Below are 13052 nucleotides of genomic sequence, written 5' to 3'. Positions count from 1 at the left end.
CCTCATGACCAAGAATCCGATAGTCGACGCCCACCTTCATCTCTGGAAGATCACCGACCACCCCTGGTATCCCGGACTGACGCGCTTCCGCCCCGAGATCGCCGTGGACTTCCTGCTCGACGACTACGACCGCGCCGCCGGGGACACCGAAGTGTCCGCCCTCGTTCATGTCTCGGCGACCACCACACCGCACACCTATCTCGACGAGACACGCTGGGTCGACGAACTGGCCACCGCCGCGAACCGCACCCTCGTCTCGATCGGCACCGTCGATCCCACGCTCCCGCACCCGGAGCTGCTCGACCACCTCGAACAGCAGTCCCGCTCACCACGATTCCGCGGCCTCCGCGTCTTCGCGGGCCTGTCCCCCAACACCCCGGCAGCCGATGCGATAGCGAGCTGGCTCCAGGACCGCGACGCCGTCTTCGATCTGGTGACCCGCCCCGACGACATGCTGGACTGGATCGACTTCCTGGCCGGCTACCCCAACCTGCGCGTGGTCCTCGAACACCTCGGCATGCCCCGCAGCACCGAGCCCGACGACCGCGCCGCCTGGCACAACGCGCTCTCCTTGGCCGCCAAGGAAACCCAGTGGCTGTGCAAGCTCTCCGGCCTCGGCCTCATCTGCCCCGATCTGTCCTGGCCCACCCTCGAATACTGGCTCGAGTCCAGCGTCCACCTCTGGGGCTGGCGCCGCCTCATGTTCGGCTCCAATATGCCCGTCGACTCCACCGCGGGCACCTACACCGAACTCCTCGCCACCGTCGACCGCATGGTCACCGCCGACGCCACCGACCAGGAGGCCGACTTCTTCTACCGCACCAACGCCACCGACACGTACCGCATCTCATGACACACGAGTGGCAATGCCCCGATTACGCCGATCCCGCCGCCTTCACCGAACAAGAGGTGACGCTCGGGACCGGCCCGCTCGCCGTCCCCGGCACCCTGACCGTGCCGACGGCCGCGGGCCCGCATCCGGCCGTCGTGCTGCTGGCCGGGTCCGGCCCCAATGATCGTGACGAGACCCTCTCGCACCGTCCCTGGAACAAGACCTTCAAGGATCTCGCCTGGGGCCTCGCGACCAGAGGCATCGTGGTCCTGCGCTTCGACAAGATCAACCGCGTGCACCCGCAGTCGCTCGATCCGGAAACCTTCACTCCGACAGCCGAATACGCGAACGAGGCCCAGGCATCGATCGCCATCGCCGAAACCGAACCCTCCCTGGCCGGCCTGATCATCATGGCGGGCGGCACCCAGCCCCCGCACCGAGCCCGACAACCACCAGTTCTTTCCGGGCACCGGACTCTCCACACCCGCCTAGTACGAAGACGCACTCCACGTCGACCCGGCGGTCATCACCGATATCGCCGACTGGATCGCCGGGCTCACCCAGAGCTGAGCTGGGAGACGAGGCGGCTGCCGGTGAGTTTGTACTCGGAGCCGGTGAGTTCGTACATGCTGACGAAGCCGTCGAGGTCGTCGGATTCGGTGTCGCCGCGCACGATCCAGTAGTGCTGGATGCCGAGCATGGCGTAGACGCGGAGTTTGTCGATGGCCTCGCGGACCTGGGTGGGTTGCCAGACGGCTTCGACGACCGCGAAGAGGCTGGCCGGGTCGTGGGTGGTGCTGTGTTTGCCGGGTTGGTGGCCGAGCCGGAAGACGACGCCGTCGGCGACGAAGTTGTGGTGGCCGGTGTCGCCGCGGGCGAAGCCGGTGTCGGCGATGTATTGGTCGCCGGCGATCTCGTAGCCGTGGCTGCGCCAGAACTCGAGCACGCAGAACACGATCCGGGAGTACCAGAACGTGACGGGCATGACGCTCAGCTCCAATCGGCCGGATCGTAGTTCCCACGCCCAGCCGCGCGGCACCAGCGGCAGGGCCTCGAATTCGGCGCGGGTGCGGACGCCCGTGAGCGGTAGGTCGAGCTGTTCGCGCACGGCTCCCTCCGGTGGTTCACACGCCGACAAGACTGGAACACCATAACCTCACATTTGCCAGGCAGGCCGTTCACCAGCAGTTTTGCCGGTCAACAGGGCGATTCGGGCGGATGCCGGGCCGCCGGCCGCCGGCGATCGCCCGGCAAACCCGAGTGACCTGGTACACAGCGCGCCCAGCGGGTTAGCTGGTGAATTGCCTACTGCACCTTCCGGTTACACGAAAACCCTTGTTACACATAACAACTGAGATAGCGGCGAGGTGACCATTCACACACCGGTCAGCGGCCGGTTCCGGTTGTACGGCCAACCCGGCGCCCGTAAAGTTACTCACCAGTTAGGCACGAGGATGTTCCTACCCTCGGCCCGACTTCTGATAAGGGGGCCGATCACTTCACGTCCGCATCCACCGACGCATGTCGGACGAACAACGTTGGGCACCAACACGTTCGTAATTAAGGAGGGGACGATGGTTTCCTACATCGTCACGGGCGGCACCGGGTTCCTGGGCCGTCGCGTCGTCGCCGCGCTGCTGGAGCGTGATCCGCAGGCCGTGATCCACGCGCTGGTCCGCGAGGCCTCGGTCGCGAAACTGCGGGAGATGGCGGCCGGCTGGGGGGCCGAGGACCGCGTCTTCCCGCTCGTCGGCGATCTGGCCGCGCCGAGCCTGGGACTGCAGGGGGTCGAGGAACTGGGCTACGCGGGCGCGGCGCCGCACGCCGATCACGTCGTGCACCTCGGCGCGGTCTACGACATGACCGCCGACGAGGAGGTCACCTACGCCGCCAATGTCGCGGGCACCCGCGCGGTGGTCGACCTGAGCCGCGCCATCGGCGCCATGCTGCACCACGTCTCGTCGGTCGCGGTCGCGGGCGATCACAAGGGCAAGTTCTTCGAGGACGACTTCGATCTGGGTCAGGGCCTGCACTCGCCCTACCACCGCACCAAGTTCGAGGGCGAGAAGCTGGTGCGCGAGGCCGCGGGCGTGCGCTGGCGGGTGTACCGCCCGGCCATCGTGGTCGGCGATTCGCAGACCGGTGAGATGGACAAGATCGACGGTCCCTACTACTTCTTCCCCGCCATCGCGGGGCTGAGCGCACTGCCGTCCGAACTGCCCCTCCCGCTGCCGGATCTGGGCGCCACCAATATCGTTCCGGTGGACTACGTGGTCGCGGCCATGGTCGAGCTCATCAACAAGCCGGGGCTGGTGGGCCGTACCTTCCACCTGACCAATCCGGAACCGCAGCCGTTCACCGCGATCTACAACGCGCTCGCCCGCGCCGCCGGTGCGCCGACCGCCGCGGTCACGCTGCCCGGCTCGCATGCCGCGCTGCACGCGCTGGGCGGCCTGCCCGGCGTGCCCACCGTGCGCGATTTCCTGTTGGAGCGCTTCGGCATTCCCGCCGAGGTGGCCCCGCACACCGCCTTCGAGTCGGAGTTCGTCTCCGAGTCCACCCGGGCGCAGTTGCGCGGCACCGGCATCGAGGTCCCGGCCTTCGAGGACTACGCCGCGACCCTGTGGAAGTACTGGCGCGCCAACCTCGATCCGGATCGCGCCCGCCGCGTCGTCGGCGAACGCCTGGAGGGCCGCATCGTCCTGATCACCGGCGCCTCCACCGGCATCGGCCTGGCCACCGCGCACGCGGTCGCCAAGCGCGGAGCCACCGTGCTCATGGTGGCGCGCACTCCGGAGGACCTGGAGGCCGCCGCGGCCGCGGTGCGCGCCGAAAGCGGTGCGGCACAGGCGTACACGTGCGATATCACCGATGAGAAGTCGGTGGAGTTGCTCGTCAAGCAGGTGCTCGCGGATTACGGGCATGTCGATTACGTGGTGAACAATGCCGGCCGGTCCATCCGCCGCTCGGTGCTGAACTCCACCGACCGCATGCACGACTTCGAGCGGACCATGGCGGTCAACTACTTCGGTGCGGTGCGGTTGATCCTCGCGCTGCTGCCGTCCATGCGGGAGCGCCGCTTCGGGCATTTCGTGAACATCTCCTCCATTGCCGTGCAGACCAAGGTGCCGCGCTTCGCCGCGTATGTGGCGAGCAAGTCCGCGCTGGACAACTTCAGTGAGATCGCCGCGGTCGAGAACGCCGATGCGGGAATCACTTTCACCTCGGTGCGGATGCCGCTGGTGCGCACGGCCATGATCGCGCCGACGGATCTGTACAAGTCGATTCCGGTGCACTCGCCCGATCAGGCCGCCGATATCGTGGTGCGCGCGCTGGAGCACCGGCCGAGCCGGATCGACACTCCCATCGGCACGTTCGCGCAATTCGTCGACACCGTGATGCCGTCGGTGAAGCGCGCGATCCTGTCGCAGGGTTTCCGGATGTTCGGTGAGTCCAAGGCCGCCGAGCCCGGCGCCGTCCCGGCGCCCGAGGCGACCGAGCCGGCCGGGGACGCCCCCGCGAAGCGTGAATCCCGCAGCCCGCTGCTGGCTCTCGCGCCGATCGTGCAGCCGCTCATGGGCCTGCCCGCCCCGGCGGCGCGGTTCACCAACCGCATCCCGGGCCTGCACTGGTAGTCCTGTCGGCGTAATTCACTGCCTCACAATGGAATAAGCCCGGCGAGCGTACTCGCCGGGCTTATTCCTTTCGGGGATGCCCCTCCCCTTGCTCAGATCAGCAGCGATCAGACGTGGTCCGCGGCGAAGTTCGCCGCCATTCCCAGATCGCTCGCATAGGCGGTGTGCTGACTCGCGTCCACGCCGCCGCCGCAGATGGGATCGCCTGCCATGCACCAGTCTCCGGTGCGGCCGAGGAACTGATCCGGCACGCTCCAGCCCAGCGCCCGCATGGGGTCGCCGAAGAGCAGGATGGCCGCCACCTTGTCACCGAGGTAGTCGGGCAGCTGCACCCGTCCCGGGTACCAGGCGACCACACCGGTGCCCAGCGCCGCGTGCACGACGGCCGCGCCCTGCGAGTAGCCGACCAGGATGAACCGCTGCGCCGGGCACGAAGCCGCCTGCGCCGTCAGGTGATTCACCAGGTCCGCGCTGCCCGCGCCGATATTGAAGGTGAGGTCCGCCGGGTAGTTGACGGGGTACGCATCGGTGGAGACACCCAGCCGATCCTGCAATATGCCGTACAGCGGATCCCCGACTTCACTGCCGAGGTAGCCGGGTTCGCCGGTGCCGCGTGCCACCACCACGTCGATGTCCGCGCACGAATCCGCGCGGGCCTGCGGTAGCGGGAAGACGAACACACTCGCCACTAGTAAGGCGAGGGCGACGAACACCCAAGCTATACGCCATTTTCCAGACAGCAACACCTTCCGGTCGCCCATTGCTCTCACCCTCTCACGCCGTTATGAGAAGCTCGGTGACTCTTGTCAGTGACAAGAGACGCATCACCGGGCCATGTGACCCAAGGTAAAGACGACCTGAGGTGGCGGCAACGAGTTCCACTGGAGAGATACCCAATCGGAGCCCAACCGTATCCCATTCAAACTTGTTATCTACAAGCTACTTTGAGGCAACGAAGTGGATACGGATGGGATCGGGACCACACCGCGAACGGCGCGCAATGTAGAACCAGTTCTCATAGGGTGTTGGTATGGAACGACTTACAGGGCTCGATGCGAGCTTCCTCTATCTCGAAACAGACACTCAGCTCTTACATGTCTGTGCACTGCTGATACTCGACCCCGCCGCGGACGGCGTGGAGTTCGATCACGAAGTCTTCAAGGCCGAGCTGGGCCGCCGGCTACCGCTCATTCCGGCCATGACGCGGCGGCTGCACGCGGTGCCGCTGAACCTGGATCACCCGGTGTGGGTGCAGGATTCGCGCTTCGATCTGGACTACCACGTGCGCCGCGTCGGACTGCCGACGCCGGGCGGACATCGCGAACTGGCCGAGATGGTGGCCGACATTGCCGGCCGGCCGCTGGACCGCACGCGCCCACTCTGGGAGATGTGGCTGGTGGAAGGGCTTTCCAACGGCCGCGTGGCGGTCGTGTCCAAGTACCATCACGCCATCGTCGACGGCATCACCGGCACCAATATGATGATCCACCTGTGCGACACCCAGCCGGGCTTCACCGTCGGCGCGCCCGCCGAACCGGTTGCGGCCGAGCCCGAACCCAATGATCTGCTGCTGGCGGGCGAGGCGCTGGTCAAGTTCCCGGGCAGGCTCGGGCTGGTCGGCATGGTGCCCAAAACGCTTGGCATACTGGGCAGTCTGGTGCAACGGCGGCGTGGCGACGGACCGCGCGGTATGCCACTGCCGTTCACCGCGCCCCGCACCCCGTTCAATGGGGCAATCACGCGGCATCGCGCCGTCTCCTTCGTGCAGACCGAGCTGTCCGATGTCAAAGAGATAAAGAAGGCATTCGGGGTGAAGGTCAACGATGTGGTGCTGGCCGTGGTCGGCGGCGCGCTGCGCAGCTACCTCGAAGCACACGGCGAATTGCCCGAAACCTCGCTCATGGCCTCGGTTCCGGTGTCCACCCACGACACCTCACGGCACGAGGCGGGCACCAACAAGGTATCGACCATCTTCGCGCGGCTCTACACCGAGATCGAGGATCCGGTGGCCCGCGTGCTCGCGATCGCCGAGGACAGCCGCGGCGCCAAGGAGGAACACAACCTCATCGGCGCCGACTTCCTGCAGGACTGGGCGAAGTACGCACCGCCCAACACCTTCCAGCTGGCCGCCCGCGCCTACTCGTCGCTGAAGCTGGCCGAGCATCACCCGGTGGTGCACAACCTGGTCGTGTCGAATGTGCCGGGCCCCGACTTCCCCATGTACTTCCTGGGTGTGCGGGTGTCCTCGATGTATCCGTTCGGTCCCGTCTTCCACGGTGCGGGGCTGACCGCCACGGTCATCTCCAATAACGGCAACCTGGACTTCGGCTTCATCGCCTGCAAGGAATTGGTGCCCGATGTCGAGCGGATCGCCGACGCGGTGCCCGAGGTGATCACCGAGCTGCTCAAGGCGGCCCGGGAGCAGACCGGACCGCGCGAAAAGCACTGAGTTACTGCCGCTCCACGACCGCCGCAACGGCCTCGAGGAACACCGGGACAAAGACGTCCGCCTCGAGTGCACAGGCCGCGTGACCGGCCCTGGCGAGGAAGATCTCCGCTCCCGGAATCAGTTTCGCCATTTCCAGCTGACGAAAGACGGGCAGGGCCCGATCCCGCGTGGTGATCACCACGGCCGTCGGCACTTTCAGCGTCGGGAGCCATTCCGACGAATCGAACTGCCCCAGCACCACCAGGGCCTGCGCCAGCGCCCACCCACTGGTGGCGCGGAACTCCGCCATCGCCCAGCGATCCAGCCGGCCCACCGGCCAGGACGATTCCGGCAATGTCGGCAGCTTGTCGCGACGCAATTCCGCACGGCGGAAAGACCATTCGGAGAACGTCGTCGCCATGGCCGCCCAGCCACGATGGAACGCACGCTCCCGCCACTTCTCCTGGAAGCGGTAGGTGGTCGCGGCCAGCACCAGCCCGCCGACGCGGTCCGGATGCCGATGCGCGACCAGCTGCGCCACCACTCCACCCATGGAGTAGCCGGCCAGAATCGGCCGCTGCACGCCGATCACATCGGCCACGGCCACCACATCATCGGCGAGATCATCGAGATCGAAACGCTCGGAACGGATCCCGTGCCCGTGCCAGCGCTGATCGAACAACACCACCCGATACCGCTCATTGAGCTCACGCAACGACGGGAACCAGTTCAACATGGCCGTGGTGGCCATCCCGTGCAGCAACAGCACGGTCGGCGAATCCGCCTGCGGCCCCGGCAGATCCACCACATAGGTGCTGCCCCCGCGCCCCGGCAGCTCCACCATCGTGCCCGCAGGCACCGCGGTAAGGCGCGTGATCCGCGGCGAGAGCCGACGTCCCCGCCGGCCGTTCCCGTACTCCCCGCTGATGTGATCCGTGGACAGGTCCACGCTGCGGTCCGTCATCGAAGGCCTCCCGGCGCGCCGCCCCCTGCGGGCGAAAGTGGAACACGTTCCACCTGATGATGCCACACCCGCGCCCAGCGGTCCGGGACGGGCGCTAGTCCTTGCAGTCGTTGGGGGCGGGGATGACGGTGGTGACGACCACCGGTGAGGGGGGCGGGGCGGGAGTTGTCGATGGGACGGGGGCCGGATCGTTGTAGAGGCGGATTCCGGTCTGCTGCACCTGGCCCGGGGTGATCGCCACGCCGGGGATCAGGGCCGCGTGCGCGTAGGCATCGGTGACTCGGACGGTGAACGGGCCCGCGCCGGCGCCGGAGATCGTCCAATAGTTGTCGTAGCCGCGGCGCATGGGGAGCCAGTCGGTGCTCCCGGGGCGTTGCAGATCCACATGATCGATGGAGTTGCCGGTGCCGGAGACCAGCAGGCCCAGCCAGTCCACCGAAGAGCCCTGCTGGACGCGGTAGTACAGCTGTGGCGCGGGACTGGGGTCGTGCACGGCGGTGATGCGAATCGGGACCACCCCGTCGGCGGTGTTGGCGATAGCCGCGAAAGCCGTACGGCTCAAATCGTATTGATGCGCCGGGCAGCCCGGGCAGCGGTCCACGATCTGGGCGCGCACGCTGCCGAGCGGGCCGTCGATATTCACATACGAGCCACACGGTGCGGATCCGGCGTACTCGTCGGTGGGTACGCCCACGTAGTACCCGTCCAGCGGCAGATCCGGCAGTGAGCAGGCCACGCCCTGGTTGAAGGCGTAGAACCGCGCCTGCCCCTGCACGGTGGGCGCGGGCGCGACCGGTGGGATCTGCTGCGTGGTAGCCGAACTCGGTGGGGTCGGCGCGGGCAGGGTGACCACCGTGGTCACCGGCTCGGCATTGCGGCAGGACACCGGCTGCGGCCGAATCATCCAGCTCACCCCCGCTACCAATACCGCTGCCGCGAGCGCCGTCCACAACCATGGCCTGCCAGTGCGGACCTCTTCGTGTCCCGTGCGGTGCATGGCCGGTCCCCAACCTCCGAATTGCAGTTTGCTGAAGCGATGCTGGAACTACAATCAGGAAAGCAGCCACTGCCGTTACGCAGGGCGCGAATCGGAAACTCGCAATGAAAAACTCGGCGTGTTGGGCGGTGTGTCTCGAATGTAGAACCGGGACGCGTGATTCCGCCGTATCTCCTGACGTCCCCACCTCAGGAAGCTGCCCGCCATGTCCCCTCTCGCCCCCTTCTACCGGCAGGTGCAGGCCCACTACGACCTGTCCGACGAGTTCTACGCACTCTTCCTCGACCGCACCATGACCTACAGTTGCGCTTACTTCGCCCGCGACGATCTCACCCTGGAACAGGCCCAGCTCGCCAAGATCGATCTGGCGCTGGGCAAACTGGAGCTGGAGCCCGGCATGACGCTGCTGGACATCGGCTGCGGCTGGGGCGCCACCATGATCCGCGCGGCGCGCGAATACGAGGTACGGGTCGTCGGCCTCACGCTGAGCCGCAATCAGTTCGAGTACGCCCGCGCCCGCGTCGAACGGGCCGCGATCCCCAATGTCGAAGTGCGACTGCAAGGCTGGGAGGAGTACGACGGCACCGCCGACCGAATTGTGAGCATCGGCGCCTTCGAGCATTTCCGCAAGGAACGCTATCCGGAGTTCTTCCAGCGCTGCCACCGCATGCTCCCCGCCGACGGCCGCATGTTGCTGCACACCATCATCGGCCGCACCCTCGCCGAACTACGCACCATGGATATTCCGGTCACCCGGGAGGATGCCCTCTTCCACATCTTCATGAAGCGCGAGATCTTCCCCGGCGGCCAACTCCCCCAGCCCGGCACCGTGACCCGCACCGCCGAAGCGGCCGGCCTACACGCCGAACGCATCCAATCCCTCCAGCCGCACTACGCACGCACCCTGGATCTCTGGGCGGAATCCCTGCGCACCCACCGCGAGCAAGCCATCCGCCTCACCTCCGAGGAGGTATACGAACGCTACCTGAAATACCTCACCGGCTGCGCCCACTACTTCCGCGCCGGGCACCTGGACGTCATGCAGTTCACCCTCACGAATCGACCGCCCGGCGAATCGGCATAGGCGCTACGCGAAAGCGTCGAGGACATCAGCGGGCGGCCCGCAACCACATTCGCCCAGTGGGCCACCGATAACGCCGCGCGCTTCACCGCCGACCGACGGGAGGAACCAGCACCGCCGCGCCCGCGAAGCGGCCGTGCCGTAGATCCCGCAGCGCCCGATCGGCTGCCGCCAGCGGATACGGGTGGACTGTCACCTCCAGCCGATGGATACCGGCGAGTGTCAGGAATTCGCGAGAATCGTCGCGGGTATTCGCGGTGACCGACCGGATCTCGCGCTCCTGGAAGAGGTGCCGCTGATAGTTCAGCGCCGGAATGTCGCTGAGGTGGATGCCCGCTATGGACAGCACGCCGCCGCGGTCGAGCGCGGCCATGGCGGGCAGCACCAGGTCACCCACCGGGGCGAAGAGGATCGCCGAATCCAGTTGCACGGGAGGCGGTTCCGCCGCACCCTGCGCCGAGGCCGCACCGAGATCGAGGGCCAGGCGCTGGGCTGCGGGATCGCGCGTCATCACATGCACTTCCGCGCCCTGGGCGAGCGCCACCTGGGCGGCGAGGTGGGCGCTGCCGCCGAAGCCGTAGATGCCCAGGCGGCCGCCCGCGGGCAGGTCCGCTCGTTTCAGGGCGCGGTAGCCGATGATGCCCGCGCACAGCAGCGGTGCGAGTTCGGTGTCGTCGTAGCCCTGCGGCAGCGCCAGGGCGTAGGCCGCGGGGACGGTCGCGTATTCGGCGTAGCCGCCGTCGGCGTCCCAGCCGGTGTAGCGCGACCGCGGGCACAGATTCTCGTTGCCACGCAAGCAGAATCGGCATTGCCCGCAGGTGTGGCGCAACCAGGCGATGCCGACTCGATCACCGATCGCGAACTCCTCGCCCGCCGCCACACCGAGTGCCACGACCTCACCGACCACCTCGTGCCCCGGAACCACGCCCTCGCGGTGCACCGGCAGATCTCCCTCTGCCACATGCAGATCCGTGCGGCACACCCCGCAGGCGAGGACGCGCACCAGCAGTTCGCCGGCCGCGGGCTCGGGGACACCGATCTGTTCGAGCACGATCGGGCCGCCGTCGATCGGCCCCGGCTTCGCCACCCGCCATGCGCTCATCGATGCCATGTGCCGAGTGTCCTCCCTCGCCGGCCGACCGGCGTGCAGCCCCGGCGGATCGGGCAAAATGGATGTCGATCATCTCGTCCTTACATCGCGTTCCGCAGCGAGCGGCCCGAGGACTTCGCGCTGGCCAAGGCCATGGCTGCGATGACCGACGCGGTCCTGGGCAACGCCTACGACCTCGACACCGCCGACATCACCCGGATGCACCGCGACACCAGCGATCGGGCGCTCTCCCGGCGCGACGGGGATCCGGACGTGCCGTCCACCGCCTACTTCGACGACCCGCACAAGTTCGCGGTGGAAGCGATGAGCCCGCCGGTCGGCATCGCGGTGGGCGCGGTCCGCACCGCGCGCGTGCAGTTCTGGCCCGCGCTGCAGGATATGTCCATGTACTCGCTGCGGATCCGCGAAGACGGTATGCGCGAACCACATTGGCATCCGATCACCGCCGAGATGGGTTACGTCCACAAAGGCGGCGCCCGCATGACGGTGCTGGATCCCGACGGCAGCATCGACACCTGGTACATGCAGGAGGGCGATGTGTACTTCGTGCCGCGCGCGTACCCGCATCACATCGAGGTGGTCGATGCGCCCGAATTCCACTTCGCCATCTTCTTCGATCAGCCCACACCGGCCGATATCGGCTATCGCACCTCGATCAGCGCGTACTCGCGGGAGGTGCTCGCGTCGATGTTCGGCACCCATATCGACGGCCTGCCGGACTTTCCGTTCACCGGTGAAGATCCGCTGATCGTCAAGCGCCGCAACCCACTCGACGCACACGGCATCGGCGAGACGGGCGCCTAGGATTCCGGGTTCTCGACCGCGGTCGAGGCCCACGGGTCCACCGGCACCACCCCGACGGCATGCCCGTCGGCATCGAGCAGCCGGCCCAGCGACTTCACCGGGCGCAGCACCAGCCGTTGATCGGTCACCACCGCCTCGGGCAGGGTGTCGTGCACGCGGGCGAGGATCCCGGCCAGGTCGTTCACCCGATGCACCTGCACCATGACCATCAGATTCGCCGGGCCCACGATGGCCAGGCAGATACGGGTGGCCGTCCAGCTCGCGATCTCGGCGCCGTAGTCGGCGAGCCGAGGTTGGGGTACCGCGAACCACAGCACGAACTCCGCGGGCCAGCCGCCCTCGGTGCGCGCGAAATCTGTTCGGAAGGCCAGGATTCCGTGTCGCACGAGCGCGTCGAGCTGTCGCCGCACGGCGTATTCGGAGGTCCCGACGACCTGTGCGAGATCGCGGTAGCGGGCACGCCCGTCGCGTTGCAGCGCGAGGAAGAGCGCGTGATCGGCCGGCCCGAAGGTCCGGGTGCGGGTGGCGCGCTTCGGCGCCGGCTCGGCGTCCTCGGTGACCGAGCGCTGCTGTTCGGCATCCATGGCGCCCAGCCGCCAATGCACACCGCTGAACCATTCCGTACCGACATGGGCTGTGCCCGAGGCTATTCCGGGGACCGCGGGCAATCGCTCGAGCAGCAGCGAGCTCAGTGCGGGCATGTCGCCGGCGAAGACGAGCGCGGTGAGGTCGCACCGGCCGCCGGTCGCGTAGACACTGACGACCTGTGGAATATCGGCCAGGGCCCGCGCCACCTCGAGGATGCGGCCGGGCCGGGCGCACACCTCGTACACCGCACCCGTCAGCGCGAGGCTGGGTCCGGGCACCGAGGACACCCAGGCCCGCCCGGATTCGGATAGCCGCTGCCAGCGCCGGGCCACGGTCGCGGGCGAGATGCCCAGCACCGGGCCCAGCTTCTCGAAGCTGACCCGGGGATTGGCGTGCAGGGCATCCAGCAGCATGACGTCGACCTCGTCGACACCGCCCTGAGCCGGGCGTTTGGCGGTCACCACGGGCTCTATCCAAGCATGCTGACCGTGCGGATAGCTGTCCAATACCTGCACCAGTGACAACTTGGCCGATGATATCCATCATCGGACGCCACCACTCTCCAGTTTTCCCTCAATATCCGGGCCTCGGGGCATGCAAGACGTTGACTGA

At 67.3% G+C, this 13052-nt stretch carries 11 protein-coding genes and 1 pseudogene; 5 read left to right on the top strand and 7 right to left on the bottom strand.

Features of this window, described 5'->3' with window-relative positions; genetic code table 11:
- Positions 1-4 precede the first annotated feature (4 nt).
- On the top strand, positions 5-853 hold the full coding sequence (locus ACIP5Y_RS39390) for an amidohydrolase family protein (protein ID WP_400357882.1): 849 nt from the start codon (positions 5-7) through the stop codon (positions 851-853).
- Here ACIP5Y_RS39390 and ACIP5Y_RS39385 read toward each other — a convergent pair.
- Both ACIP5Y_RS39385 and ACIP5Y_RS39380 read right to left on the bottom strand, forming a co-directional pair.
- Positions 814-1302, bottom strand: a complete 489-nt coding sequence (locus ACIP5Y_RS39385; protein ID WP_400357880.1) for a hypothetical protein — start codon at positions 1300-1302, stop codon at positions 814-816. The genes ACIP5Y_RS39390 and ACIP5Y_RS39385 overlap by 40 nt on opposite strands.
- Positions 1303-1388: 86 nt before the next feature.
- The gene (locus tag ACIP5Y_RS39380; protein WP_400357878.1) at positions 1389-1940 is read right to left on the bottom strand and encodes a Uma2 family endonuclease; all 552 of its coding nucleotides are present in this window, start codon (positions 1938-1940) and stop codon (positions 1389-1391) included.
- A gap of 466 nt (positions 1941-2406) precedes the next feature.
- On the opposite strand from ACIP5Y_RS39380, the gene ACIP5Y_RS39375 reads away from it, so the two are divergent.
- Positions 2407-4467 carry an SDR family oxidoreductase gene (locus ACIP5Y_RS39375; RefSeq protein ID WP_400357876.1) on the top strand — a complete coding sequence of 687 codons (2061 nt, stop codon included), beginning with the start codon at positions 2407-2409 and terminating at the stop codon, positions 4465-4467.
- 107 nt (positions 4468-4574) lie between these two features.
- Here ACIP5Y_RS39375 and ACIP5Y_RS39370 read toward each other — a convergent pair whose 3' ends face one another.
- The gene (locus tag ACIP5Y_RS39370; RefSeq protein WP_400357874.1) at positions 4575-5228 is read right to left on the bottom strand and encodes a cutinase family protein; all 654 of its coding nucleotides are present in this window, start codon (positions 5226-5228) and stop codon (positions 4575-4577) included.
- A 269-nt stretch (positions 5229-5497) separates the two neighbouring features.
- Between ACIP5Y_RS39370 and ACIP5Y_RS39365 the strand changes: the two genes are divergently transcribed.
- Positions 5498-6916 (top strand): wax ester/triacylglycerol synthase family O-acyltransferase, encoded by a 1419-nt coding sequence (locus ACIP5Y_RS39365; RefSeq protein ID WP_400357872.1) that lies wholly within the window; start codon positions 5498-5500, stop codon positions 6914-6916.
- A gap of 1 nt (position 6917) precedes the next feature.
- Here the strand turns inward: ACIP5Y_RS39365 and ACIP5Y_RS39360 are convergent, their stop codons facing one another.
- Positions 6918-7859 (bottom strand): alpha/beta fold hydrolase, encoded by a 942-nt coding sequence (locus ACIP5Y_RS39360; RefSeq protein ID WP_400357870.1) that lies wholly within the window; start codon positions 7857-7859, stop codon positions 6918-6920.
- Between the two features lie 94 nt (positions 7860-7953).
- On the bottom strand, positions 7954-8763 hold the full coding sequence (locus ACIP5Y_RS39355; protein ID WP_400357867.1) for an expansin EXLX1 family cellulose-binding protein: 810 nt from the start codon (positions 8761-8763) through the stop codon (positions 7954-7956).
- Positions 8764-9061: 298 nt separating this feature from the next.
- Between ACIP5Y_RS39355 and ACIP5Y_RS39350 the strand changes: the two genes are divergently transcribed.
- Positions 9062-9940 carry a cyclopropane mycolic acid synthase family methyltransferase gene (locus ACIP5Y_RS39350; RefSeq protein WP_400357865.1) on the top strand — a complete coding sequence of 293 codons (879 nt, stop codon included), beginning with the start codon at positions 9062-9064 and terminating at the stop codon, positions 9938-9940.
- 82 nt (positions 9941-10022) lie between these two features.
- On the opposite strand, the gene ACIP5Y_RS39345 is transcribed toward ACIP5Y_RS39350, so the two are convergent.
- Positions 10023-11039 carry a zinc-binding alcohol dehydrogenase family protein gene (locus tag ACIP5Y_RS39345; protein WP_400358078.1) on the bottom strand — a complete coding sequence of 339 codons (1017 nt, stop codon included), beginning with the start codon at positions 11037-11039 and terminating at the stop codon, positions 10023-10025.
- Between the two features lie 93 nt (positions 11040-11132).
- Between ACIP5Y_RS39345 and ACIP5Y_RS39340 the strand changes: the two are divergent.
- Positions 11133-11852: pseudogene (locus ACIP5Y_RS39340) on the top strand (cupin domain-containing protein); the annotation flags it as partial.
- Here the strand turns inward: ACIP5Y_RS39340 and ACIP5Y_RS39335 are convergent.
- Positions 11849-12955: an Lrp/AsnC family transcriptional regulator gene (locus ACIP5Y_RS39335; protein WP_400358076.1), complete on the bottom strand. Its 1107-nt coding sequence runs from the start codon at positions 12953-12955 to the stop codon at positions 11849-11851. The pseudogene ACIP5Y_RS39340 and the gene ACIP5Y_RS39335 overlap by 4 nt on opposite strands.
- Positions 12956-13052 lie beyond the last annotated feature (97 nt).

Origin of the sequence: Nocardia sp. NPDC088792 (genome assembly GCF_044750615.1) — a bacterium.
In the GTDB taxonomy this organism is placed as follows: domain Bacteria; phylum Actinomycetota; class Actinomycetes; order Mycobacteriales; family Mycobacteriaceae; genus Nocardia.
Note: the sequence above shows the minus strand (reverse complement) of the source record. Positions and strands in the feature narration are given on the sequence as shown.